Raw genomic sequence first — 24,461 nt, 5'->3', positions numbered from 1 at the left:
CGGAGGTATGACACGTGCTGGCAACTCTTGACCGACGGGTGCTGCTCAGAGCAGTGCTCGTCTTCGTGATCGCGGCGGTGGGGGTCACCGCGGTCCTGACCATGGGCGGAGCGGCCGAGGCCGCCTCCACCGACCCGTCCGCCGCGGCCACGACGACCGCCGCGACCACGGGCGGGACCAACATCATCGCCCAGAACTTCCTCAACGGCATCGTCTTCGGCCTGCTGCTGGCGCTCGCCTCGGTGGGCCTGTCGCTCATCTACGGCACCACGGGCCTGAGCAACTTCGCGCACGGCGAGATGGTGACCTTCGGAGCGATGCTCACCTACTTCCTCGCCACGCAGCAGCCGGTGAGCCTGCCGCTGATCCCGGTGGAGTTCACCATCGGGCTGCCGTTCATCCCGGCGGCGCTCATCGCCGTGGCCATCGCCTCGGGACTCGGCTGGGTGCAGGACAAGGTGCTGTGGAGCCAGCTGCGCAAGCGTCGCGTGGGCATGGTGCAGCAGATGATCGTGTCGATCGGCCTCTCGCTCGCCCTGGTCAACCTGATCCAGTGGTGGATGGGCGGACGCCCGGTGCGCCTCATCCAGGCGGTCGACCCCCGCCACCAGTACGGCCCCATCCAGATCGGCAACCAGACGCTGATCTCGGTCGGCATCGCCGTCGCCGCGCTCGTCGGCGTCGCGTTCTTCCTGCAGCGCACCCGCCTCGGCCGCGCGACGCGCGCCGTGTCCGACAACCCGGCCCTCGCGTCGGCGTCCGGCATCAAGGTCGACTCGATCATCCGCATCGTCTGGATCATGGCGGCCGGTCTCGCCGCGCTCGGCGGCATCCTGCTCGCCCTGTACCAGCAGGGCATGAGCTTCGATGACGGCACGCAGCTGCTGATGATGATGTTCGCCGCGGTGACGCTGGGCGGCCTCGGCCACCCGTACGGCGCGCTCGTCGGCTCGCTCGTGATCGGAGTGGTCGCCGAGATGTCCACGGTCTGGCTGCCGCCGGACCTCAAGTTCGCGACGGCGCTGGGCATCCTGATCCTGGTCCTGCTCGTTCGTCCCCAGGGCATCCTGGGCAAGGCAGAGAGGGTCGGCTGATGGACATCCTCACCAACGTGCTCACGACGGCGATCGCGCCGTCCACGGCCGCCTTCGCGCTCGCCGCGATCGGCCTCAACTTCCACTTCGGCCTCACGGGCCTGCTCAACATGGGCCAGGCCGGCTTCATGCTGCTCGGCATGTACGGCTTCGCGATCTCGCTGTCGAACGGCCTGCCGATCTGGCTGGCGCTCATCATCGGGCTCGCCGCGGCCGCGGTCTTCGCGCTGCTGCTCGGGTGGCCGACGCTGAAGCTGCGCGGCGACTATCTGGCGATCGTCACCATCGCCGCCGCCGAGATGGTGCGCTTCCTCGGCCGCTCCCAGAGCCTCAAGGACCTGACCGGCGCCTCGTCCGGCATCCGCGGCATCGACTACAAGGAGCCGTTCGAGACCCTGTCGCCGTTCCCCGACAGCATCGTCACCATCGGCCCCATCTCGATGCACGGGTCGCGCTCTTCGTCGTGGTGGCTGACGACAGTCACCTGGGGCCTCGTGATCCTCTTCTCGCTGATCTACTGGCGGCTCTCGAAGTCGCCGTGGGGTCGCGTGCTCAAGGGTGTCCGCGAGGACGAGGACGCCGTCCGCTCGCTCGGCAAGAACGTCTACTCGTACAAGATGCAGGCGCTCGTCATCGGTGGTGTCATCGGAGCCTTCGGCGGCATCATGTGGGCGCTGGGCAACTCGGTGCAGCCGGACTCGATGGGACGTCCCACGACGTTCTGGCTGTGGACGCTGCTGCTGCTCGGCGGTGCCGCGACGGTGTTCGGTCCGATGCTCGGCTCGGTGCTCTTCTGGTCGGCGCTCACGCTGGTCAAGGGCGTCGCGGGAGCCGTCATCCCCGACACGGTGCTCTCCCCGACCGAGCTCGAGCCGTTCTCGCTCGTGCTCGTCGGCGTGACGCTGATGCTGCTCGTGATCTTCCGCCCCCAGGGCGTGCTCGGCAACAAGAAGGAGCTGGCGTTCAATGGCTGAGACGACCGCATTCGCCTCCGTGGCCCACGAGCCCGGAGCCGCCAAGCCCGACGCGATCCTGGTGGCCGACGGCGTGGTGCGCCGCTTCGGCGGCCTCACCGCCGTCAACGTGAACCACTTCGAGGTGCAGCGCAACTCCATCACCGCGCTGATCGGCCCGAACGGCGCGGGCAAGTCCACGTTCTTCAACCTCCTCACGGGCTTCGACATGGCCCAGGAGGGCGAGGGCGTGTTCAACGGCAAGCCCCTCAAGGGCATGCCGTCCGCCAAGGTGGCGCGTGCCGGCATGGTCCGCACGTTCCAGCTGACCAAGGCGCTCAGCCGCATGACGGTCATCGAGAACATGCGGCTCGGCGCTCAGGAGCAGCCGGGTGAGAACATCCTCACGGCCTTCGTCCCGCCGCTGTGGAGCGCGCGTGAGCGTCAGATCACGGAGCAGGCGCACGAGCTCCTGCACCGCTTCAAGCTCTACGAGAAGAAGGACGACTACGCGGGCTCGCTCTCGGGCGGACAGCGCAAGCTCCTCGAGATGGCACGCGCGCTCATGTCGAAGCCGACCATGGTGATGCTCGACGAGCCGATGGCGGGCGTGAACCCGGCGCTGACGGAGTCGCTCCTCGACCACATCGTCGAGCTCAAGGAGGAGGGCATGACCGTCCTCTTCGTCGAGCACGACATGCACATGGTCCGACGGATCTCCGACTGGGTGGTGGTGATGGCCGAGGGCCAGATCATCGCCGAGGGCCCGGCCGGCACCGTCATGTCCAACCAGGCGGTGCAGGACGCGTACCTGGGCGCCCACCACGACACCGACCTCTCCGAGGAGCGTGACGCATGAGCGACAACGTGATCCTTCACGCGGACAACCTGATCGCCGGCTACCTGCCGGGGATCAACATCCTCAACGGCTGCACCATGGAGGTGAAGCAGGGCGAGCTCATCGGCATCATCGGCCCCAACGGCGCCGGCAAGTCGACGTTCCTCAAGTCCCTCTTCGGCCTGGTGCCGGTGCGCGAGGGCTCCGTCACGCTGGCGGGCGAGGACATCACGAACCTGCGTGCCGACCAGCTGGTCAAGCGCGGCGTCGGCTTCGTCCCGCAGACCAACAACGTGTTCCCCACGCTCACCATCGAGGAGAACCTCGAGATGGGCGCGTACCAGGCGCACAAGAACTTCAAGAAGCAGCTGAAGAAGATCGGCGAGCTCTTCCCGGTCCTCATCGACCGCAAGAGCCAGCGCGCTGGCTCGCTCTCCGGCGGTGAGCGCCAGATGGTCGCCATGGCCCGCGCGCTGATGATGGACCCGCAGGTGCTGCTCCTCGACGAGCCCAGCGCCGGCCTCTCCCCTGCACGTCAGGACGAGACCTTCGTGCGGACCCGCGACATCAACCGCACGGGCGTCACGGTGATCATGGTCGAGCAGAACGCGCGTCGTTGCCTGCAGATCTGCGACCGCGGCTACGTGCTCGACCAGGGCACGTCCGCGTACACCGCGACCGGCCAGGAGCTGCTCAAGGACCCCAAGGTCATCGAGCTGTATCTGGGCACGCTCGGCGCGTAACCGGGCGTCCTCGACGCCTCAGGGCCCCGATCCGCAATGGCGGGTCGGGGCCCTTCGCTGTGCCCGCGCATCGTCCGTGCTGCCCACATCCCCCGCGGAATGGACGTCCGGTGCACGAGACGGGCCGCTTTCGGGCAGCCAGCGTCCAATACGCGGAGGGGGCGGGAGGGGATGGGGTGGGGCGAGGGTCGGCCGGCTCCGACGATGCGCGGGCGCCCGCAGACGCGCTGCGGTCACCCGCGGCGCGCACATCCCCGCGGGATGGACGTCCTGTGCACGAAACGCGCCGCTTTCGGGCAGCCAGCGTCCATTTCGCGGCGGGGCGGGTCGGGATGGGGTGCGGCGCGGGAGGCCGGTTCCGGACGATGCGGGGAGGCCGGGTCCGGACGAGGACGGGTCGGCCCGCCCCGGCCCGCACACACGACGAGGCCCCCGGCGAAAGCCGGGGGCCTCGTGCGTGATGCTCAGATCATCGGGTGCCTGTCAGGTTCAGGCCTCCGGGACCTCACCGAAGACGGTGTCGAGCAGCGAGTAGGTGTTGTCGTCGCCGTACTCGTAGACGCCGATGTAGGCGCTGGACGGGTCGTTGGCGGCGTTGAACGGGCCCACACCGGAGACCGCCACGTAGCTGATCTCCTCGCCGGCCTCGATCATCTCGACGCACTCCGCGAAGCCGGTGCACTCGGCACCGCCGGTCGCACCCGACACGGCCGCCATGTTGTCGGCGATGGTCTGGCCGTCGGTCGCGCCACCCTTCACCGCGGCGAGCGCGGTGAGCATGACGGCGTCGTAGGACTCGGCGCCGTACGCGTACTCGTCGAGCGAGCCGCCGTCGGCGACCGAGTCGAGGAGCGCACGGAAGTCGTCCGCCGGGGACGCGCCGGGCAGGGTGCCCTTCGCGCCGGTGAGCAGGCCGGCCTCGAGCTCAGCCGAGTAGTCGGCCAGGTTGCCGTCCACGAAGTAGAGCTTGGAGGTGTCGAAGCCCGCCGCGGCGAGCTCGGGCACGATCAGCGCGGTCTGGTCGAACGCGATGAGCGCGATGGCCTCGGGGTTGGTCGCCAGGATCGCCTGGACGTCCGACGCGAACGACGAGGCGTTCGGGTCGAACTCCTGGCCCTCCTCGCCGTAGGTCACCGTGACGCCCTCGGCCTCGACGGTCTCCTTGACGACGTCGCGCAGCGAGGTGCCGTAGTCGTCGTTGAAGACCAGGATGCCCAGGTTGGTCACGCCGTCGGCGACGATCAGGTTGCCGAGCGCGTTGCCCTGGACGGTGTCCGGCGGAGCGGTGCGGAAGTAGAACGGCGAGTAGCCGGTCAGCGAGGTCGCGGTGTTCGCGGGCGAGACCTGGACCACGCCGGCGTTGGTGATGTCGTCGATCGCGTTCAGCGTGACCGAGGAGGACGCCGCACCGATGACCACCGAGACGCCGCCCGAGAGCAGGGCGCTGACCGAGTCGGCCGTGATGTTCGGGTTCGCGGTGTCCGAGGAGTCCTCGTGCTGGACGGTGACGTCCGCACCGAGCACGCCGCCGGCCTCGTTGATCTCCTGGATGGCGAGGTCCACACCCGCGATCTCCGGCGGGCCCAGGAAGGCGAGCGAGCCGGTGATCGGCAGCAGCGAGCCGATCTTCAGACCCTCACCCGAGGCGCTGCCGCCCGAGGTGGAGTCCGAGCTCGAGCCGCCCTCGCTCTCCGAGGTGGAGCAGGCCGCCAGCGACAGTGCCGCCACGCCGATGACTGCGGCGCCGCGGGCGATGGAGTTCCATCGTGCCATGTTGTTTCCTCCCGTGAGGCGAGGTGTTCTCGCCATTGGTCACGACGCACTGAGGAGGATCCCCAGCGCGGTAACCGTCACGGTAGCGGCAGAAAGTTACGCGATTGCGTCGTGTCCATCACGATTCTGTGACCGAACTTCGTGCAAAAGCGACAGAAGGCGCTACTTTCCGCCCATCTGGTCGATGACGGCCTCCGCGACCTCTCGCATGGTGAGACGACGGTCCATCGAGGTCTTCTGGATCCAGCGGAAGGACTCCGGCTCGTTGAGCTTCATCTTCTCCATCAGGAGGCCCTTGGCGCGCTCGACCTTCTTGCGGGTCTCCATGCGCTCGTTGATGTCCGCGATCTCCGACTCGAGGGCCCGGATCTCGACGTAGCGCGACGCCGCGATCTCGACGGCAGGCAGCAGGTCACCCGGGGTGAAGGGCTTCACCACGTACGCCATGGCGCCCGCGTCACGGGCGCGCTCCACCAGCTCGGTCTGCGAGAACGCGGTCAGCAGCACCACGGGTGCGATCCGCTCCTTCGCGATGATCTCGGCCGCGGAGATTCCGTCCATCACGGGCATCTTCACGTCCATCACCACCACGTCGGGCTTGTGCTCGCGCGCGAGCTCCACGCCCTCCTCGCCGTTCGCGCCCTCGCCGACGACGTCGTACCCGCCCTCGCGGAGGGTCTCGACGATGTCCATGCGGATGAGCGCCTCGTCCTCGGCGACGACGGCGCGGCGGGTCCGGGTGGCGGGCTTGGCCTTCTGCTCCTCGGGAGCGACATTCTCGTCAGTCACAGGCGATAGCCTAGTGCCCCCGCCCCGGTAGCCCAACTGGCAGAGGCACGCGGCTCAAACCCGCGGTGTTGTGGGTTCGAATCCCACCCGGGGCACTCGCATCCCCCGTCGAGAGGACAGCCATGGCCCCCGCACCGCGTCACATCGCGCTGGTCGCGCACGACAACAAGAAGGCCGAGCTGGTCGAGTGGGCCTCGTACAACAAGGGCTCCCTCGCACCTCACACCCTGTACGCCACGGGCACCACCGGGACGATGCTGGAGTTCGAGACCGGGCTCAAGGTGCACCGCTTCCTCTCGGGTCCGGTGGGCGGCGACCAGCAGATCGGCGGCCGCATCGCCGAGGGCCGCATCGACATGCTCATCTTCTTCTGGGATCCGCTCGAGGCACAGCCCCACGACCCGGACGTCAAGGCGCTGCTGCGCCTGGGCGCGCTGTGGAACATCCCGATGGCATCCAACGTCGCGACCGCCGACTTCATCATCTCGTCGCCGCTCTTCTCCGACGGCTACCAGCCGGTACGGCCGGTGATCGGTCCGCGCGACTGGGAGGACTTCAAGGGCCAGCAGGACTGAGCCGGGGCGGATCCGCCAGCAGGTCGGTGGTCTCCCCCGCCACGCCGTCGACCTCCCAGCCGAGGCGCACCGCGCGCGACCGGAGATCCACCGCCAGCGTCGCCGAGTCCGACCCCGCCTGCCACGCCATGGTGAGCACCGCATCGTCGAGCGAGAAGCGGAAGGCGCCGTCGAACACCGGCATGGCCGTCCGCCAGGCGCACAGCGCCATCAGCGCACGCACCACCGGGCGCGCGAGCTCGCGCTCGACGTCGTGGGCGCCGTAGTACGCGCGGTTGATGTCGCGACCGACGCCGGTCGCGCCGAGGAGCTCGACGTCGTTGCGGCCGGCGAGCGCGCCGACGTAGTAGACCTGCGGGATCCCGGGGGTGAAGAACTGGATCGCGCGGGCCGCCAGGTAGGCCCGATCGTCGGCGCCGAGCGCGTCGTAGTACGTGCAGTTCACCTGGTACAGGTCGAGGTTCGAGGCGGCGGCACCCGTCGCGAGGCGCGAGCTCCCGCCCGAGGCCTCGTGGATGGTCTCGACCAGCGCGTCGAGCGCCGCGGGCGGGAGCAGGCCGGGCGAACCCTCGGCGGGCTCGTCGGCGCCGACGTCGATCACGCCGATGCCGTCGTGGGTGTCGAGCACCGTGACGGCGTTGGCGGGGCGCACGCGGAACCACTCGACGAGGGGACCGCCGTCACCCGTGTGGAGCGCGTGCAGCACCAGCGGCGGCAGCCCGAAGTCGTACACGCGATCCACGGAGCGACCGATCTCGATCTGCCGCCGGAAGTACGAGTGGACCTCGACCAGCACCTCGACGCCGCGCGCGCGGGCGCGCTCCGTGAAGTCCGCGATGAACTCGAAGGTCGCGTCCGTCATGAAGCACGTGGTGCCCGGGGTCTTGATCGCGTAGCCGACCGCGTCGAGCCGCACCATCGCCACCCCGGCCCGCGCGACCGCGTCGAGGATGCTGTCGAGGTAGGCGCGGGAGCGCGGATGGGCGACGTCGATGTCGATCTGTTGCGGCGTGAAGGTGGTCCACACGAGCCGCCGCTCCCCCGCCACCGTGATCGGGGTAAAGGGCAGCCCCGGGCGCGGGCGGTAGATGCGGGCGAGCTGCGACTCGCTCGCGCCCTCCGGGAACACCGACGACAGCGTGAGGAACATCCCGTTCGCGTCCGAGTCGCGGCCCCGCGCGCGCCAGTCGCGGAAGGCCGCGGAGTCGGCGGAGACGTGGTTGACGATGATGTCGACGATCAGGTCCCCGTCCGCACCGATCCCTGCGACGTCCTCCCAGACGCCGAGCCGCGGGTCCACGGCCGTGTGGTCGACCGGGTCGAATCCGGCGTCGGCGCCGTCGAACGGCGTGAAGAACGGCAGGATGTGCACGCCCGAGAAGGCGCGCGCCCACGGCTCGGACGTGAGCAGGCGCGCCAGGCCGGGCAGGTCCCCGGCGAGCCGGTCGGCGTAGGTGATGAGCTGCACCCCGTTGCGGACCACGATCGCCTCCTCGGGTCGCCGCGCCCCGTCGCGCCGCTCCCCTTCCACTCTAGGGCGGGGAGACGGCGAGGGGCCCGTCGGCACGCGCCGACGGGCGTCTAGCTCGGATTCACGAGGTGCGCACCTTGTGCGACAGTGTCGGCACTCTTGAAGCTCCTATCGAACAAATGCCTACTGGGACGACGCGGTTGCGGGACATGAGCCCACATCTCCTCGTATGCGCTCGCGTCATCGGGACGGAATCTCAACATCTCGTTCGGAAGAGCGAAGACGGCTGCCCGAAATATGTACTGGGGCACTGTCGATGACGGCAAACGAACCCCGGCGACAGAGCTCGGGAGGGTGAACGCGACTTCATCGCCCCCGCAGGAGCGCAACGTGATCACGGAACGCCCCCACTCGTCACTGACACGCCGAGTGCGTCGATACTCATCAAACGTCGCGCCCATCTTGTCAAGGAGGCGTACTACAGCCGCGGCTCCCTCTACGGCACGCTCAAGGTCATCGACCTGAGCTTGTGTTCGCTGGAAGTGCGACAAACCGTTGCGCGCCGTGCTCACATCTGCTTCCTTCATGATGTCGCTGACTCGCCGCAAGCTTGCCAGGATCGAATCCTGGGCGCTCGGGAGCAGGTCGAGAAACGGAATAGTGTGATTGAAGTTGAAGGTCAGCAGTTCAGTCTCGGTGGTCCACCGGGGCGTCTGAATGTCCTCACGTTCGAAGTCGTTCGCGCAGGCACGCGCGTCCGCTAGTTGATCTGCCAAGAGCCCAAACGCCTGACCGAGCGGATAGAGCGTGCGCCGATCACGAATGCGCAGCATCTCGGTCCGCGAGGACGACGATTGGTACTGGTCGAGCACCGCCCAAGCGCGTGCGGCTTCGGACCGCGAGAACGTAAACGGCCTGCGAGCCGCGACATGATCAAAGCTAAGCGCCCACCATGAGTACTCCAAGCCCTCTTCGAGGACTCGCTCAAGGTGGATGAAGAGCTCAGTGAGTTCCGCCCGCACCCGCGCGAGATCGAAGACTGCCGACGCCGATGCATCGCGAAGCACTCGACGAGAACTGTCAACGACCCGCCAGAACCCTACAGAACTACCTTCACGGAGCGGCGGCTCAAAACCCAGCTTCCAAAGGAGCCGACCGATGAGCTCGTCGTCCGAAACCGACACAAGGTCGTCGCTCAGTTCCAACAATGCATCATCGACTAGGAGCTCCCTAAAAGCTGCTAGCAGGTACGCGCGACGGCTTAGGACCAACACCCTCACAACTTCGCTTGGGCTCTGGGTCCGCAGGTATTCATCAAGCCGCGTACGCGTGTCCGCACCCTCAACCCCGCGAAGTTGCCACTCGAGTTCCGTCGCGTCCTCCTGCCTTTCTAGGTCGTAGAGGTGTGCCACGAGACGCGCAAGACGAAGGTGCGGGATTCCGGGATCAGCGGGGCGCACCCGTACGCCGAAGTGGCCCAGTTCGGTGCGGAGACCGAAGTTGCCGATCTCAACGACCGCGAGGCGCGGCCTCCGTATCACGTGCTCACCGATCTCAATTTCTCGGCTGGCTATCAACGCGTCAAGCGCGTGCAGCAGAGCCCGATCATCCTCCGCCCACAGGCGCTGCAAGAGCAACGCCCGGGTGCTCCCGCTTCCGACTTCAAGCCCCAGGTATGTCGCCAACCGCTCCAGTTCCTCCCGCGTTAGGCAGTCCCCAAGGGCAGGTGCGAGGCCAGTCATGTTCAGGTCATCGAAGCGGCGGTCGCCCTCCTCCGAAACCACATGCGAGAACTCGGTCCAAGCTCCCCGCGAAACGGCCTTGGTGTCCAGTACCTTTCCGACCTTGGGCAGGTGCACATTCACCGGAGCCTCGTGGTCGGTGGCGAGATGTGTCGGGTGCACCCGATGGCATGTCATGTCGTAGCAGTGCTGAAGCGGGACGTCGAGCGTGGGCGGAAACCACCGCGACGACTTGCTTCGCAGAATTCCGAGCGGCCCAACGACGTAGGAACCCGCCTGAAAGACACCGCACTCCAGGTCATCGAGAAGCTCCGACGTCTCCTCGACGTTCAATTGACGTCGAAGATCGGGAAACAGCTCAGCGGCTCGTCCGTACAGCTCACCTCCGAAGATCAGCGGGTAGCGGATACTTCCGCGGAGGATCTGGGCAGCGATCGCTTCTGCGAGGGCATCGAGGTTCAGCGCGTCAATATCGATGAGTGGTTCTTCGTGCGCGACTTCCAGCAAGCAGATCAGCGTTGCTTCCTTCGCAGGAACATCATGCTTGGTGATGAGACTGGACCGGACCTTGCGTCCATAGTCCGTCAGAACGATCGCGTTGTTCAGGTCGTCCGAGATCCTGTAGTTCGAACCGACGATGCAGTTTCGCAGCAGCGAAACGAGATCGACCAAACTGAGGTACCTGGTCCGCCACTCGCTATCTCCATAGATCTCAAGTAGATCATCCGACGTAATCTTGCTTTCCTGGACCACTTCGCCCCCTCGCTACGGTCTCGGTGAACACTACCGCGCGGGAGTGACAACACTGCATAGAGATGACAAGAAGGGGCCCGTCGGCACGCGCCGACGGGCCCCTGCGGGACGATGCGTGTCCTAGTGGCGGACCTGACCCACCTTGTGGACGAAGATCGAGTTGGTCGTGCCGGGCACGCCCACCGGGGTGCCGGAGACCACGATCACGTAGTCGCCGTCGACCGCACGACCGCTGTCCTTGAGGTACGAGTCGACCAGCGAGACCATGTCGTCGGTGTTGTACACCGGGTCCACCAGCTCGGCGTGGACGCCCCAGGACAGCGCGAGGCGCTTCTGGGTGTCCGCGTTCGGGGTGAACGCGAGCATCGGGGTGTTCGGACGCAGGCGCGACATGCGCTGCGCCGAGTCACCCGACTGGGTGAACGTGACGATGTACTTGATGTCGAGGTTCTCGGCGATCTCCGAGGCCGCGTGGGTGATCGCGCCACCGCGGGTGTGCGGGGTCGAGAGGTACGGCGCGATGCGCGAGTAGCCCTTCTCCTCCGTGTTCTTGACGATGCGGGCCATGGTCTCGACCGTGACGATCGGGAAGTCGCCCACCGAGGTCTCGCCCGACAGCATGACCGCGTCGGTGCCGTCGAGGATCGCGTTGGCGCAGTCCGAGGTCTCCGCACGGGTCGGCACCGGCGAGTGCGTCATCGACTCGAGCACCTGCGTGGCGACGATCACGGGCTTCGCCTGCGAGCGGCACAGCTCGATCGCGCGCTTCTGGACGAGCGGCACCTCCTCGAGCGGGAGCTCGACGCCCAGGTCGCCGCGGGCGACCATCACGCCGTCGAAGGCATCGACGATCTCGGCGAGGTTCTCGACCGCCTGGGGCTTCTCGACCTTGGCGATGACGGGGATGGTGCGACCCTCCTCCGCCATGATGCGCGCGACGTCCTCGTAGTCCTTCGCGGAGCGCACGAACGAGAGGGCGATGAAGTCGGCGCCGAGCTTGAGACCCCAGCGCAGGTCGTCCTGGTCCTTCTCCGACAGCGCGGGGACCGAGACGGCGACGCCGGGCAGGTTGATGCCCTTGTTGTTGGACACGGGGCCCGGGACGACCACCTTGGTGACCACGTCGGTGTCGGTGACCTCGGTCACGACGAGGCGGACCTTGCCGTCGTCGATCAGCAGCGTGTCGCCGACCTTGCAGTCGCCCGGCAGGCCCTTGAACGTGGTGCCGCAGAGGTCCTTGGTGCCCGCGACGTCGCGCGTCGTGATGGTGAAGACGTCGTCGACGGCGAGCTCGTGGGGGCCGTCGGCGAACTTCTCGAGGCGGATCTTGGGGCCCTGCAGGTCGACCAGCACGGCGACGTTGCGGCCGAGCTCCTCGGCGGCCTGGCGGATGTTGCGGTAGACCTGCTCGTGCTCCTCGGCGCTGCCGTGGCTGCGGTTGATGCGGGCGACGTCCATCCCCGCACCGACGAGCTTGCGCATCTGGTCGATCGGCGCGGTGGCCGGGCCGATCGTGCAGACAATCTTCGCGTTTCGCATGTTCTCCAACCTCGGTTCAGGCGCGCAGCGCCATGGTGTGCGCCGTGACCGGCGCCGGGAGCTCGGTGCTCCCTGACAGGTACTGGTCGATCGCGGCGGCAGCCGCACGACCTTCGGCGATCGCCCAGACCACGAGCGACGCCCCGCGCCCGGCATCGCCGGCCACGAACACGCCCTCCTGGGTGGTCGCAAAGTTCTCAGCACGCTCGATCTGAGCGCGCGACGTCAACGCTACCTGGGACTGCTCCTGGAGGGTCGTGACCTCCGGCCCAGTGAAGCCCATCGCGATGAGCACCAGGTCCGCGGGGATCTCGCGCTCGGTGCCCGGGGTGGGCGTGCGCGAGCCGTCGGGGTTGTACTGGGTGACGGCGACCTTGAGCGCGCGGACGTGACCGTGCTCGTCGCCGACGAACTCGACGGTCGAGGCGAGGTAGTCGCGCTCGCCGCCCTCCTCGTGGCTCGACGAGACCTCGAACAGGCGCGGGTCGGTGGGCCAGGGCATCGAGTCGGTGCGCTCCGTCGGCGGCTTCTTGCCGATCGCGAGCGTGGTGACCGACGCCGCGCCCTGACGGAGCGCCGTGCCGATGCAGTCGGAGCCGGTGTCGCCTCCGCCGATCACGATCACGTGCTTGCCTTCGGCGTGGATCTGGTCCTCGACCTCGACGCCCGCCGCTGCCAGGTTGCCCTGGTGGAGGTACGGCATCGCGACGTGGATGCCGTCCAGGTCGCGACCGGGCAGCGGCAGCTCCCGCGGGACCGGGGCGCCCGTGGCGATCAGCACGGCGTCGTAGCGCGCGCGCAGGTCGTCCCACGTGATGTCCTTGCCGATCTCGATGCCGCTGCGGAAGCGCGTGCCCTCGCGCTCCATCTGAGCGATGCGGCGGTCGATGATGTGCTTCTCCATCTTGAAGTCCGGCACGCCGTAGCGGAGCAGGCCGCCGGGGACGTCGTCCTTCTCGTAGACGGCCACCGTGTGACCGGCGCGGGTCAGTTGCTGGGCGGCGGCGAGACCCGCGGGTCCCGATCCGACCACCGCGACGGTCTTGCCCGTGTGGCGCTGGGCGATGTGCGGCGTGACGTTGCCGTCCTCGAACGCGCGGTCGATGATCTCGACCTCGACGTTCTTGATGGTCACCGCCGGCTGGTTGATCCCGAGCACGCAGGACGTCTCGCACGGGGCCGGGCAGATGCGCCCGGTGAACTCCGGGAAGTTGTTGGTGGCGTGGAGGCGTTCGATCGCGTCGGCGTACTGGCCGCGCCACACCAGGTCGTTCCACTCGGGGATCAGGTTGCCCAGCGGGCAGCCCTGATGGCAGAACGGGATGCCGCAGTCCATGCAGCGACCGGCCTGGCGCTGCAGCACCACCTGATCGCGACCGAGCTCGTCCTTCACCTCGTTCCAGTCGCGCAGGCGGACCGCCACGGGGCGGTACGGCGGGGTCTCCCGCTCACGAACCTTCAGGAATCCACGGGGGTCAGCCACCGGTCACCTCCAGGAACTCGGCCCAGGCGCCGGGGGCGCGGAGGTCCCCGCCCTTCGCCTCGAGCTCGGCCAGCGCGTCACGGACGCGCGCGTACTGTGCGGGCAGCACCCGGGTGAACCGGGCGCTCGCCGCCTCCCAGTCCGCCAGCAGCTCGCGCGCGAGCTGCGACTGGGTCTCCTCGCCGAAACGCTCGACGAGCGTGCGGACGATCACATCGTCCTCGGGATCCAGCGGGCTCAGCGTGAGCTCGCCCGCGGACAGCGCCTGGGCGTTGACCCGGCCCGGCCGCAGGTCGAGGACGTAGGCCGTGCCGCCCGACATGCCGGCGCCGAGGTTGCGGCCGGTGCGGCCGAGGATCACGGCGGTGCCGCCGGTCATGTACTCGAGGGCGTGGTCGCCCACCCCGCACACCACCGCGGTGGCGCCGGAGTTGCGGACCAGGAACCGCTCGCCGACCTGGCCGCGCAGCATGATCTCGCCGCCCGTGGCGCCGTAGCCGACCACGTTGCCGCCGATCACGTCGCGCGACTCGTCGAGCATGGACTCGCGCGCGGGGCGCACGATCACACGACCGCCCGAGAGCCCCTTGCCGACGTAGTCGTTCGCGTCGCCCTCGAGGCGCAGCGTGATGCCGCGCGGCACGAAGGCGCCGAAGGACTGGCCGGCGCTCCCGGTGAGGGTGACGTCGATGGTGCCGTCGGGAAGCCCCGCTCCCCGGTAGCGGCGGGTCACCTCGAAGCCGAGCATGGTGCCGACCGTGCGGTTGATGTTCTGGACGTCGCGGACGATGCGCACGGGCTCGCCTCGCTCGAGCGCAGGCTCGGCCGCTGCGATCAGCTCGTTGTCGAGCGCGTTCTCGAGGCCGTGCTCCTGGTGGGTCGAGTTGATCAGGGCGGCCCCCGCCGCGGGGCGCGCGAGCACCGGCGCCAGGTCGAGACCGGCGGCCTTCCAGTGGTCGATCGCCCGACGGGTCTCCAAGGCCTCCACGTGGCCGACCGCCTCGGCGATCGAGCGGAAGCCCAGCGCGGCGAGGTGCTCCCGCACCTGCTCGGCGATGAACTCGAAGAACGTCTCGACGAACTCGGGCCTGCCGGAGAAGCGCGACCGCAGCTCGGGGTTCTGGGTCGCGACGCCCACCGGGCAGGTGTCGAGGTGACAGACCCGCATCATGATGCAGCCCGACACCACCAGCGGCGCGGTAGCGAAGCCGAACTCCTCCGCGCCCAGCAGCGCGGCCACGACCACGTCGCGTCCCGTCTTGAGCTGGCCGTCGACCTGCACGACGATCCGGTCGCGCAGGTCGTTGAGCACCAGGGTCTGCTGGGTCTCGGCCAGGCCGATCTCCCACGAGGTGCCCGCGTGCTTGAGCGAGTTCAGCGGGCTCGCGCCGGTGCCGCCGTCGTGGCCCGAGATGAGCACCACGTCCGACTTGCACTTCGCCACGCCCGCGGCGATGGTGCCGACGCCGACCTCCGACACCAGCTTGGTGTGGATGCGCGCCCGCGGGTTGGCGTTCTTCGCGTCGTGGATCAGCTGCTTGAGGTCCTCGATGGAGTAGATGTCGTGGTGCGGGGGCGGCGAGATGAGGCCGACGCCCGGGGTCGAGTGCCGGGTCTCGGCGACCCAGGGGTACACCTTGTTCCCCGGCAGCTGGCCGCCCTCGCCCGGCTTCGCACCCTGGGCGAGCTTGATCTGGATGTCGTCGGCGTTCACCAGGTACTCGCTGGTCACGCCGAAGCGGCCCGAGGCGATCTGCTTGATCGCGCTGCGGCGCTCAGGGTCGTAGAGACGGTCGACGGACTCGCCGCCCTCGCCGGTGTTCGACTTGCCGCCGATGCGGTTCATCGCCACCGCGAGCGTCTCGTGCGCCTCCTGCGAGATGGAGCCGTAGGACATCGCGCCCGTGTTGAACCGCTTGACGATCTCGCTGACCGGCTCGACCTCCTCGAGCGGCACGCTCGGACGGTCGGAGGAGAACTCGAGCAGCCCCCGCAGGGTCATCAGCCGCTCGGCCTGGCCGTCCACGCGATCCGTGTACTCCCGGAACAGGTCGTAGCGGCGGGTGCGCGTGGAGTGCTGGAGCTTGAAGACCGTCTCAGGGTCGAAGAGGTGCTCCTCCCCGTCGCGGCGCCACTGGTACTCGCCGCCGGTACGGAGCCGGCTGTGGGGCGGCAGCTCGCCGGACGCCGGGTAGGCGTCGGCGTGACGCGCCTCGACCTCGGCCGCGATCACGTCGAGGCCGACGCCGTCGATCTGGCTCGGCGTGCCCGCGAAGTGCAGGTCGACGAGCTCCTTCGACAGGCCCATCGCCTCGAAGACCTGCGCGCCGCGGTAGGACGCCATCGTGGAGATGCCCATCTTGGACATGATCTTGAGCACGCCCTTGCCGAGCGCCTTGATGAGGTTCGCGGTCGCCTTCTGAGCCGTGACCTCGCCGAGGTACCCGCGCTTGGCGAGGTCCTCGACCGTCTCCATCGCGAGGTAGGGGTTCACGCATCCCGCGCCGTAGCCGATCAGGAGCGCGACGTGGTGCACCTCGCGCACGTCGCCGGCCTCGATGACCATCGACAGCTGCGTGCGGCGGTGGGTGCGCACCAGGTAGTGGTGCACGGCCGACGTGAGCAGCAGCGACGGGATGGGAGCCAGGTCGGGGTTGCCGTCGCGGTCGGACAGGACCAGGAAGGACACGCCGTCCTCGATCGCCTCGTCCACCTCGCGGAAGATCTCCTGCAGGCGGGCCTCGAGCGCCTCTGCACCGCCGTTCACGCGGTAGAGGCCGCGGACCTTGCGGGACGAGAAGACGCCGCGGCGCTTGGGGTCGCGATCGATGTGGAGGATCTTCGCCAGCTCGTCGTTGTCGATCACCGGGAAGTCGATGATGATCTTCCGCGCGTGCTCGGGGGTCGCCTCGAGCAGGTTCGGCTCGGGGCCCAGCGCGCCGCCGGTGGCGGTGACGACCTCCTCGCGGATCGAGTCGAGCGGCGGGTTGGTCACCTGCGCGAACATCTGCACGAAGTAGTCGAACAGCAGGCGCGGGCGCTGCGACAGGACGGCGATCGGAGTGTCGGAGCCCATCGCGCCGATCGGCTCGAGGCCCTCCCGCGCCATGGGCGCGAGCAGGATCTTGAGCTCCTCCTCGGTGTAGCCGAATGCGCGCTGGCGGCGCTGGACCGACCGGGCCGAGTGCACGATGTGCTCGCGGTCCGGCACCTCGGACAGGCGGATCGCGTTGTCGGAGACCCACTGCTCGTACGGGTGCTCGGAGGCGAGCGCCGACTTGATCTCCTCGTCCTCGACGATCCGCCCGGCGCCGGTGTCCACCAGCAGCATGCGGCCCGGCTGCAGGCGGCCCTTGCGCACCACCTTCGCGGGGTCGATGTCGAGCAGGCCGGCCTCGGAGCCGCAGACGACCAGGCCGTCGTCCGTCACCCAGAAGCGGCCCGGGCGCAGGCCGTTGCGGTCGAGCGTCGCGCCGATCACCGTGCCGTCGGTGAAGTGGAGCGCGGCGGGGCCGTCCCACGGCTCCATGAGCGCGGAGTGGTACTCGTAGAAGGCGCGGCGGGCAGGGTCCATCTCGGCGTTGTTCTGCCACGCCTCCGGGATCATCATCAGCAGCGCGTGGTGGATCGGGCGTCCGCCCAGGTGGAGCAGCTCCAGCACCTCGTCGAAGGACGCGGTGTCCGACGCCGACGGCGTGCACACGGGCATGAGCGGCGCGAGGTCGCCGAGCAGCTCGGACTGGAGCATGCCCTCACGGGCCGCCATCCAGTTCCGGTTGCCCCGGACGGTGTTGATCTCACCGTTGTGGGCGATGCCGCGCAGCGGCTGCGCGAGCGGCCACGACGGGAACGTGTTGGTGGAGAAGCGGGAGTGCACCAGCGCGAGCTCGGACTCGAACAGCGGGTGCGTCACGTCCGGGAACACCTGCTCGAGCTGGTAGGTCGTGAGCATGCCCTTGTACGTCAGGGTGCGCGACGACAGGGAGGCGAAGAAGGGTCCGCCCTGGCCCTCGGCGCGCTTGCGGACGCGGTAGGCGCGGCGGTCCAGGACGATGCCGGACGCGCCCTCGGCGGCCAGGAACACCTGCCGGAAGGTGGGCATCGCGGCACGCGCGGACGGCCCCAGCGGCTCGGGGTCGACGGGCACGTCGCGCCAGCCGAGCACGGTGACGCCCTCGATGCGCGCGGCGTCCTCGAACGCCGCGACCTCCGCGTCCTCCGCTCCCGGCGTGAGGAACGCGATGCCGACGGCGTACTCGCCCGCCGCGGGCAGCTCGACGTCCGTCACCTCGCGCAGGAAGGCGTCGGGCACCTGGGTGAGGATGCCCGCGCCGTCGCCGGTCTCCGTCTCCGCGCCCACCGCGCCGCGGTGCTCCAGGTTCTTCAGGGCGGTCAGGCCCGCATCGACGATGTCCCGTCCCGCCGTGCCACGCAGGGTCGCCACGAAGGCGACGCCGCACGCGTCGTGCTCGTAGGCGGGGTTGTAGAGCCCGCCGCCGGGCTGGGGAGCGCCAAGATGCGCGACCATCACACCGTCCTTAGCCGTCCCCTGCGAAGGGGACATGGTTGGGATTTCGGGGCGCCGTCGACCCGGGGATTCACACGGATGTTCAGCCTACCGCGAAGGCGCGGCGGCTCGGAATCCCCGGCTCAGGGGCGCGGGACACCGTCGTCGGGGGTGTCGACGTCGGACTGCGGCTCGGTGCCGGGCGGCTGCGACCCGGGGGTGGGGGACGCTGCGGCCAGCTGCGACCGGTCGGGTCGCACGGTGGCTCTGCGCTGCCTGGCCCCCAGGATAGTGAACATCGCGACGGCCACGGACAGCACCACGATCGACACCCACTCGTTGATGCGCAGGCCGCCGATCATCACCGCGTCGTCGATCCGCACGCCCTCGATCCAGAGCCTGCCGGACACGTACACGATCACGTAGAGCCAGAACACACGTCCGCCACGGAGGTCGAGGCGGCGGTCGAGGTAGATGATGAGTAGGGCGCCGGCCACGTTCCACAGCAGCTCGTACAGGAACGTCGGATGGAACGTGGCGAACTGCTCGTAGCCCTCGGGCCGGAACACGGGGTCGATCTCGAGGGCCCACGGCAGGTCCGTAGGACCGCCGAAGAGCTCCTGGTTGAAGTAGTTGCCCATGCGGCCGATCGCCTGGGCGAGCAGCACGCCCGGCGCGGCGGCGTCGAGGAACGTGACGAAGCTGACGCGGGCGCGGCGTGCGCCGATCCACGCGCCCACGGCGCCGAGCGCGACGGCACCCCAGATGCCGAGACCGCCCTCCCAGATCTTGAAGGCGTTCCACGGGTTGCCACCCTCGCCGAAGTAGGCCGCCGGCGAGCTGATCACGTGGTAGATCCGGCCGCCCAGGATCCCGAACGGGATCGCCCAGAACGCGACGTCGCCGACCTTCTCGGGGTCTCCGCCGCGCGCGACCCACCGACGCGTGGTGAGCCACAGCGCCACGAGGATGCCCAGCAGGATCCACAGCGCGTAGGCGTGGATGGTGAGGGGCCCGATCGAGAAGGAGCTCCACTCGATCGGGGGGCTCGGGATGGAGGTCGTCATCGGCCCGTCCTCACGCCGTCGGCCAGCTCGGACACCTTCGCGCGGAGCCGCTCGAGGTCGCCGTCGTCGCCGAGAGCGCGGACGAAGGCCGTCCCGACGATCACCCCGTCGGCGTACCGCCCCACCTCCGCGGCCTGCGCGCCGGTCGACACGCCGACGCCGATGCAGACCCGCTCCGCGCCCGCCGCACGCGCCTCCGCGACCACCCGGGGAGCGGCGTCGCCGACCGAGGCCCGCTCGCCGGTGACGCCCATCAGCGGGGTCGCGTACACGAAGCCTCGCGACGCTCCGCAGGTCAGGTGCATGCGCTCCCTGGTGGTCGACGGAGCGACCAGGAAGATGGTGTCGACATCCGCCGCGCGGGCCGCGTCGACCCACTCGGGCGCGGCGTCCGGGGTCAGGTCAGGAGTGATGACGCCTGCTCCCCCGGCCTCCGACAGGTCGGCGGCGAACCGCTCCCAGCCCCGCTGCAGCATGAGGTTCGCGTAGCTCATCACCACCGGCACCGCGCCCGCGTCGGCGACCGCGCGCACCGCGGTGAACGCATCGTCGACGCGCACGCCGCCCTCGAGCGCCTTGGCCGCGGCGTGCTGGATCATCGGACCGTCGAGCACCGGGTCGGAGTAGGGCGGGCCGACCTCGACCACGTCGCATCCCGCCTCGACCAGCACCCGCATCGCCGCGAGCGACGTCTCAAGGTCGGGGTAGCCCACGGGGAGGTAGCCGACGAGCGCGGCTCGTCCCTCGGCCCGGCATGCGTCGAGCCGATCGGTGAGCGCGCTCATCCATCCCCCTCCGGAAGCATGTCGAACCAGCGCGCGGCCTGCTCGACGTCCTTGTCGCCCCGCCCCGAGAGCGTGACGAGCAGCGTGGCGTCCGGCCCGAGCTCGCGGCCGAGCCGGATGGCCCCGGCGAGCGCGTGGGCGGACTCGATCGCGGGCAGGATGCCCTCGGTGCGGGTGAGGAGGCGGAACGCCTCCATCGCGTCGGCATCGGTCACGGGCCAGTACTCGGCGCGGCCGATGTCCGCGAGCCAGGTGTGCTGCGGGCCCACGCCCGGGTAGTCGAGGCCCGCAGAGATCGAGTGGGACGGCAGCGTCTGGCCGTCGTCGTCCTGCAGGATGAAGGACCGCGAGCCGTGCAGGATCCCGGGCCGACCTCCGGTGAGCGTCGCCGCGTGACGGCCGGTCTCGACGCCGTCCCCCGCCGCCTCGCAGCCGATGAGCCGCACGTCCCTGTCGTCCAGGAAGGCGTCGAAGGAGCCGATCGCGTTCGAGCCGCCACCGACGCAGGCGAGGACGGCGTCGGGCAGCCCGCCGAGCTCGAGCATCTGCGCGCGCGCCTCGACCGAGATCACACGCTGGAAGTCGCGCACCATCGCGGGGAACGGGTGGGGCCCGGCCGCGGTGCCGAACACGTAGTTGGTGGTCTCGACGTTGGTGACCCAGTCCCGGAAGGCCTCGTTGATGGCGTCGCGGAGGGTGCGGGTGCCGGTCGCGACGGGGATCACCTCGGCTCCGAGCAGCCGCATGCGGGCGACGTTGAGCGCCTGACGCTCGGTGTCCTCCTCGCCCATGTAGATGACGCAGTCGAGATTCATGAGCGCGGCGGCGGTCGCGGTCGCGACGCCGTGCTGGCCCGCGCCGGTCTCCGCGATCACGCGGGTCTTCCCGAGGCGCTTGGTGAGCAGCGCCTGGCCGAGCACGTTGTTGATCTTGTGCGAGCCGGTGTGGTTGAGGTCCTCGCGCTTGAGGAACACCCGGGCGCCGCCCGCGTGCGCCGCGAAGCGGGGCACCTCGGTGACGATGCTGGGGCGTCCCGTGTAGTCGCGGGCGAGCCGCTCGAGCTCGCCGGTGAACTCGGGGTCGATGCGCGCCTTGTCGTAGGCGTCCGTGAGCTCGTCGAGCGCGGCCATCAGCGCCTCGGGGACGAACCTTCCGCCGAACGCGCCGAAGAACGGCCCCGGGGCCTCCTGGAGCGAGGCCGTCACGGGCGGACCGACCGGAGGGCCGGGTGGGCGCCGGCGGCGACCATCTCCGCCACGGTGGTCCGGGGGTCGCGGTCCTTCACCAGCGCCTCGCCGACGAGCACCGCATCGGCTCCCATGCGGGCGTATTCGACCACGTCGTGGCTGTCGCGGATGCCGGACTCGGCGACGCGCAGCACGCCGTCGGGGATGTGCGGGGCGACGCGGCCGAACGTGGTGCGGTCCACCTCGAGCGTGCGCAGGTTGCGGGCGTTGACGCCGATCACGCGCGCGCCGGCGTCGGCCGCGCGCTTGACCTCCTCGACATCATGCACCTCGACCAGGGCGGTCATGCCCAGCGAGTGCACGCGCTCGATGAGGCTCTCCAGCGCGAGCTGGTCGAGCGCCGCCACGATCAGCAGCACCACGTCCGCGCCGTGGGCGCGGGCCTCCCAGACCTGGTAGGGCGTGACGATGAAGTCCTTGCGCAGGATCGGGATGTCGACCTTCGCGCGCACCGCGTCCAGGTCGGACAGCGAGCCGCCGAAGCGACGCTGCTCGGTCAGCACCGAGATGACCGACGCGCCGCCGGCCTCGTACTCCGTCGCGAGCAGCGCCGGGTCGGCGATGTCTGCGAGCTCGCCCTTCGACGGGCTGGAGCGCTTGACCTCGGCGATGATCGCGACCTCGTCGCGCGCCAGGATCTGGCGCGCGTCGATCGCGCCGGGCAGTCGCGCGGCGCGCTCCTTGAGCGCGTCCATGGACGTCAGCTCCTGACGGACGGAGAGGTCCTCCAGGACCCCTGCGACGATGCTGTCAAGAACGCTCATGCCACCCTCTCCCATGCGCCCATCGTAGCGCCGGGGAACGGACCTTCCGGACGCGTCCGGGTGCCGTAAAGGCTCAGGCGAGGGGCTGCCCGTGGCCCAGCGCGCGGAGCGCCGCGCCGGCCGCCACGGACACCACCGCGATGCCGACGCCGACCCACACGACGGGCCACACCGGGAACGCGATGCCGATCGACGCGACGATCGCCGCGATCACCAGACCGACGTTCGTGACCCAGCCGGCCATGGTGCGGCCGTGGTTGTGCGGGGCGACATCGGGAAGGTCCTGCGGCTCGAGGTGCACGCTCGACATGGCCATCTCCTAGGGGACTCGACGGATGGCGCCAGCATAGCGTCAGCCCGCGGACGCGAGGCGCGACGCGGTGGCGATCGCGCGGATCATCGCGGCGGCCTTGTGCCGGGTCTCGGCGGCCTCGGTCTCGGGCACCGAGTCCGCCACGATCCCGGCGCCGGCCTGGACGTGCGCCACGCCGCCCTCGACGAGCGCGGTGCGGATCGCGATCGCCATGTCCATGTTGCCGGCGAAGTCGAAGTAGCCTACGGCGCCGCCGTAGAAGGCGCGCCGGGTCGGCTCGATCTCGTCGATGAGCGCGATCGCCCGCGGCTTGGGCGCGCCGGAGAGCGTCCCCGCCGGGAAGACGGCGGTGAACGCGTCGACCGCGCCCTGGTGCGGCTCGAGCGTGCCGAGCACGGTGGAGCAGATGTGCATGACGTGCGAGTAGCGGTTGACGGCCATGAACTCCGCGACCTCGACCGAGGTGGGCTCGCACACCTTCACCAGGTCGTTGCGCGCGAGGTCCACCAGCATCACGTGCTCGGCGATCTCCTTGGGGTCCGCCAGCAGCTCCTCCTGCAGGCGGCGGTCCTCCTCGACCGTCGTGCCGCGCGGGCGGGATCCGGCGATCGGGAACGTCGAGACACGGCCGTCCTTGACCGTGCACAGGGACTCGGGGCTCGAGCCGACCACCGCGAACTCGCGGCCCTGGTCGTCCTCCAGCTGGAAGTAGTACATGTAGGGGCTCGGGTTGAGCGTGCGCAGCACCCGGTAGATGTCGAGCGGGCTCGCCTCGGTCGCGACGTCGAACCGCTGGGAGGGCACCATCTGGAACACCTCGCCGTCCCGGATCGCCTCCTTCGCGAACTCCACGGCCGCCTCGTACTCCCCCGGCGCGCTGCGCTGGGCGACCTCCGGCTCGGCGGCGTCGGACAGCGTGGAGACCGGACCGGCCGGCGCGGCCTCGAGCTGGTGCTGCATCCGGTCGAGCCGCGCGACCGCGTCGGCGTACGCCTGCTCGATGCCGGACTCCTGCGCGTCCGCGTTGACCGCGTTGGCGATCAGCCACACCGAGCCGTCGCGGTGGTCGAAGGCGGCGATGTCGGTCGCGAGCAGGAGCAGCACGTCCGGCACGTCGATCTCGCGCGGCGCCTTCATGGGCAGCGTCGGCTCCCACTGGCGGATGATGTCCCAGCCGAGCACGCCGACCATGCCGCCGGTCAGCGGCGGCAGGCCCTCGATCGGCTCGGACGCGAGCTCGGCGAGCGCCGCGCGGATCACGGACAGCGGCGCGCCGTCCGCGAGCCCCACCGGCACGTCGCCCGACCACCGCGCATCGTCGCCGTCGACCGTCAGCATCGCCCGCGAGCGGACGCCGACGAAGGAGAAGCGCGCGCGGGTGCCGTCGGGCTCCGCGCTCTCGAGGATGAACGTGCCGGGGCGCTCCTCGGCCAGCGCGCGGTACACCGCGACCGGGGTGAGCGAGTCGGCGAGGACGCGCCGCACCACCGGCACCACCCGGTGGGTCGCGCCGTAGCCGACGAATCCCTCGAGGTCGGGCCAGGTCTGACCCCACTCGACGGTGACGGCGCTCACGGCGCCACCCCCGCATCGTCCACCACGACGGCGCCCAGGTCTCCGCCGGTCTCGAAGCACGTGCGCGTCCCGGTGTGGCAGGCGGCGCCGACCTGGTCGACCTCGAGCAGGATCGCGTCGCCGTCGCAGTCGAGGCTCGCCCGCACCACCCGCTGGCGGTGGCCCGACGTGTCGCCCTTGCGCCACAGCTCCTGACGGGAGCGGCTCCAGTAGACCGCGCGGCCCGACGTGAGGGTCTCGTGGAGCGCCTCGTCGTTCATCCACGCCACCATCAGCACCTCGCGCGTGTCATGCTGCTGGACCACCGCGCAGACGAGTCCGGCGGCGTCGCGCTTGAGGCGGGAGGCGATCGAGGGGTCGAGAGGCATGCCGCATATCCTTCCACGTCGCCACCCGGACGGTACGCACGGAACCCGGCGCGACACGCCGGGTTCCGGGCCGCGATCCGGC

19 protein-coding genes and 1 tRNA gene are annotated in these 24,461 nt (G+C 69.7%); 6 read left to right on the top strand and 14 right to left on the bottom strand.

The window, feature by feature from the left end; genetic code table 11:
* The first annotated feature begins 14 nt into the window (after positions 1-14).
* From QQX10_RS12915 to QQX10_RS12900, 4 genes are read left to right on the top strand one after another with little or no spacing between them, the layout of a single operon-like run.
* Positions 15-1,094, top strand: coding sequence for a branched-chain amino acid ABC transporter permease (locus QQX10_RS12915; protein WP_301121491.1), 1,080 nt, complete (start codon positions 15-17; stop codon positions 1,092-1,094).
* The gene (locus tag QQX10_RS12910; protein ID WP_301121493.1) at positions 1,094-2,068 is read left to right on the top strand and encodes a branched-chain amino acid ABC transporter permease; all 975 of its coding nucleotides are present in this window, start codon (positions 1,094-1,096) and stop codon (positions 2,066-2,068) included. Before QQX10_RS12915 ends, QQX10_RS12910 begins: the two co-directional genes overlap by 1 nt.
* Positions 2,061-2,906: an ABC transporter ATP-binding protein gene (locus tag QQX10_RS12905; protein WP_301121495.1), complete on the top strand. Its 846-nt coding sequence runs from the start codon at positions 2,061-2,063 to the stop codon at positions 2,904-2,906. The genes QQX10_RS12910 and QQX10_RS12905 overlap by 8 nt, the downstream gene beginning before the upstream one ends.
* Positions 2,903-3,628: an ABC transporter ATP-binding protein gene (locus QQX10_RS12900; protein ID WP_301121497.1), complete on the top strand. Its 726-nt coding sequence runs from the start codon at positions 2,903-2,905 to the stop codon at positions 3,626-3,628. Before QQX10_RS12905 ends, QQX10_RS12900 begins: the two co-directional genes overlap by 4 nt.
* A 489-nt stretch (positions 3,629-4,117) precedes the next feature.
* Here QQX10_RS12900 and QQX10_RS12895 read toward each other — a convergent pair whose 3' ends face one another.
* Positions 4,118-5,401 carry an ABC transporter substrate-binding protein gene (locus QQX10_RS12895; protein ID WP_301121504.1) on the bottom strand — a complete coding sequence of 428 codons (1,284 nt, stop codon included), beginning with the start codon at positions 5,399-5,401 and terminating at the stop codon, positions 4,118-4,120.
* Positions 5,402-5,563: 162 nt separating this feature from the next.
* Entirely contained in the window at positions 5,564-6,190 is a 627-nt protein-coding gene (locus QQX10_RS12890; RefSeq protein WP_301121506.1) for an ANTAR domain-containing response regulator, read from the bottom strand.
* A gap of 21 nt (positions 6,191-6,211) precedes the next feature.
* Here QQX10_RS12890 and QQX10_RS12885 point away from each other — a divergent pair.
* Together QQX10_RS12885 and QQX10_RS12880 are read left to right on the top strand one after the other, a co-directional pair.
* A tRNA-Leu gene (locus QQX10_RS12885) sits at positions 6,212-6,285 on the top strand.
* Between the two features lie 27 nt (positions 6,286-6,312).
* The gene (locus QQX10_RS12880; protein WP_301121508.1) at positions 6,313-6,765 is read left to right on the top strand and encodes a methylglyoxal synthase; all 453 of its coding nucleotides are present in this window, start codon (positions 6,313-6,315) and stop codon (positions 6,763-6,765) included.
* Here the strand turns inward: QQX10_RS12880 and gtfA are convergent.
* The 12 genes from gtfA to hisI form a co-directional block, all read right to left on the bottom strand.
* Complete coding sequence (gene gtfA / locus QQX10_RS12875) at positions 6,746-8,248, bottom strand: sucrose phosphorylase (protein ID WP_301121510.1); 1,503 nt, start codon at positions 8,246-8,248, stop codon at positions 6,746-6,748. The genes QQX10_RS12880 and gtfA overlap by 20 nt on opposite strands.
* A gap of 98 nt (positions 8,249-8,346) precedes the next feature.
* The gene (locus tag QQX10_RS12870) at positions 8,347-10,731 is read right to left on the bottom strand and encodes a hypothetical protein (RefSeq protein ID WP_301121512.1); all 2,385 of its coding nucleotides are present in this window, start codon (positions 10,729-10,731) and stop codon (positions 8,347-8,349) included.
* A gap of 120 nt (positions 10,732-10,851) precedes the next feature.
* Complete coding sequence (pyk, locus tag QQX10_RS12865; RefSeq protein WP_301121514.1) at positions 10,852-12,270, bottom strand: pyruvate kinase; 1,419 nt, start codon at positions 12,268-12,270, stop codon at positions 10,852-10,854.
* A 16-nt stretch (positions 12,271-12,286) separates the two neighbouring features.
* Positions 12,287-13,753 carry a glutamate synthase subunit beta gene (locus tag QQX10_RS12860; protein ID WP_301121516.1) on the bottom strand — a complete coding sequence of 489 codons (1,467 nt, stop codon included), beginning with the start codon at positions 13,751-13,753 and terminating at the stop codon, positions 12,287-12,289.
* The gene (gene gltB / locus QQX10_RS12855; RefSeq protein WP_301121518.1) at positions 13,746-18,281 is read right to left on the bottom strand and encodes a glutamate synthase large subunit; all 4,536 of its coding nucleotides are present in this window, start codon (positions 18,279-18,281) and stop codon (positions 13,746-13,748) included. The genes QQX10_RS12860 and gltB overlap by 8 nt, the downstream gene beginning before the upstream one ends.
* 122 nt (positions 18,282-18,403) lie before the next feature.
* The gene (lgt, locus tag QQX10_RS12850; RefSeq protein ID WP_301121520.1) at positions 18,404-19,327 is read right to left on the bottom strand and encodes a prolipoprotein diacylglyceryl transferase; all 924 of its coding nucleotides are present in this window, start codon (positions 19,325-19,327) and stop codon (positions 18,404-18,406) included.
* Positions 19,324-20,112 (bottom strand): tryptophan synthase subunit alpha, encoded by a 789-nt coding sequence (gene trpA, locus QQX10_RS12845; RefSeq protein WP_301121522.1) that lies wholly within the window; start codon positions 20,110-20,112, stop codon positions 19,324-19,326. Before trpA ends, lgt begins: the two co-directional genes overlap by 4 nt.
* The gene (gene trpB, locus QQX10_RS12840; RefSeq protein ID WP_301121524.1) at positions 20,109-21,317 is read right to left on the bottom strand and encodes a tryptophan synthase subunit beta; all 1,209 of its coding nucleotides are present in this window, start codon (positions 21,315-21,317) and stop codon (positions 20,109-20,111) included. Before trpB ends, trpA begins: the two co-directional genes overlap by 4 nt.
* Positions 21,314-22,123, bottom strand: coding sequence for an indole-3-glycerol phosphate synthase TrpC (gene trpC / locus QQX10_RS12835; protein ID WP_301121526.1), 810 nt, complete (start codon positions 22,121-22,123; stop codon positions 21,314-21,316). Before trpC ends, trpB begins: the two co-directional genes overlap by 4 nt.
* A 73-nt stretch (positions 22,124-22,196) precedes the next feature.
* Positions 22,197-22,433, bottom strand: coding sequence for an HGxxPAAW family protein (locus QQX10_RS12830; protein ID WP_301121528.1), 237 nt, complete (start codon positions 22,431-22,433; stop codon positions 22,197-22,199).
* Between the two features lie 42 nt (positions 22,434-22,475).
* Positions 22,476-24,011 (bottom strand): anthranilate synthase component I, encoded by a 1,536-nt coding sequence (locus QQX10_RS12825; protein ID WP_301121530.1) that lies wholly within the window; start codon positions 24,009-24,011, stop codon positions 22,476-22,478.
* Entirely contained in the window at positions 24,008-24,379 is a 372-nt protein-coding gene (hisI, locus tag QQX10_RS12820) for a phosphoribosyl-AMP cyclohydrolase (protein WP_301121532.1), read from the bottom strand. Before hisI ends, QQX10_RS12825 begins: the two co-directional genes overlap by 4 nt.
* Between the last annotated feature and the right edge of the window lie 82 nt (positions 24,380-24,461).

It is taken from the genome of Demequina lignilytica (assembly GCF_030418305.1).
Classification (GTDB): Bacteria; Actinomycetota; Actinomycetes; order Actinomycetales; family Demequinaceae; genus Demequina; species Demequina lignilytica.
The sequence above is the reverse complement of the archived record's forward strand: the minus strand, read 5'-3'. Positions and strand labels throughout refer to the sequence as shown.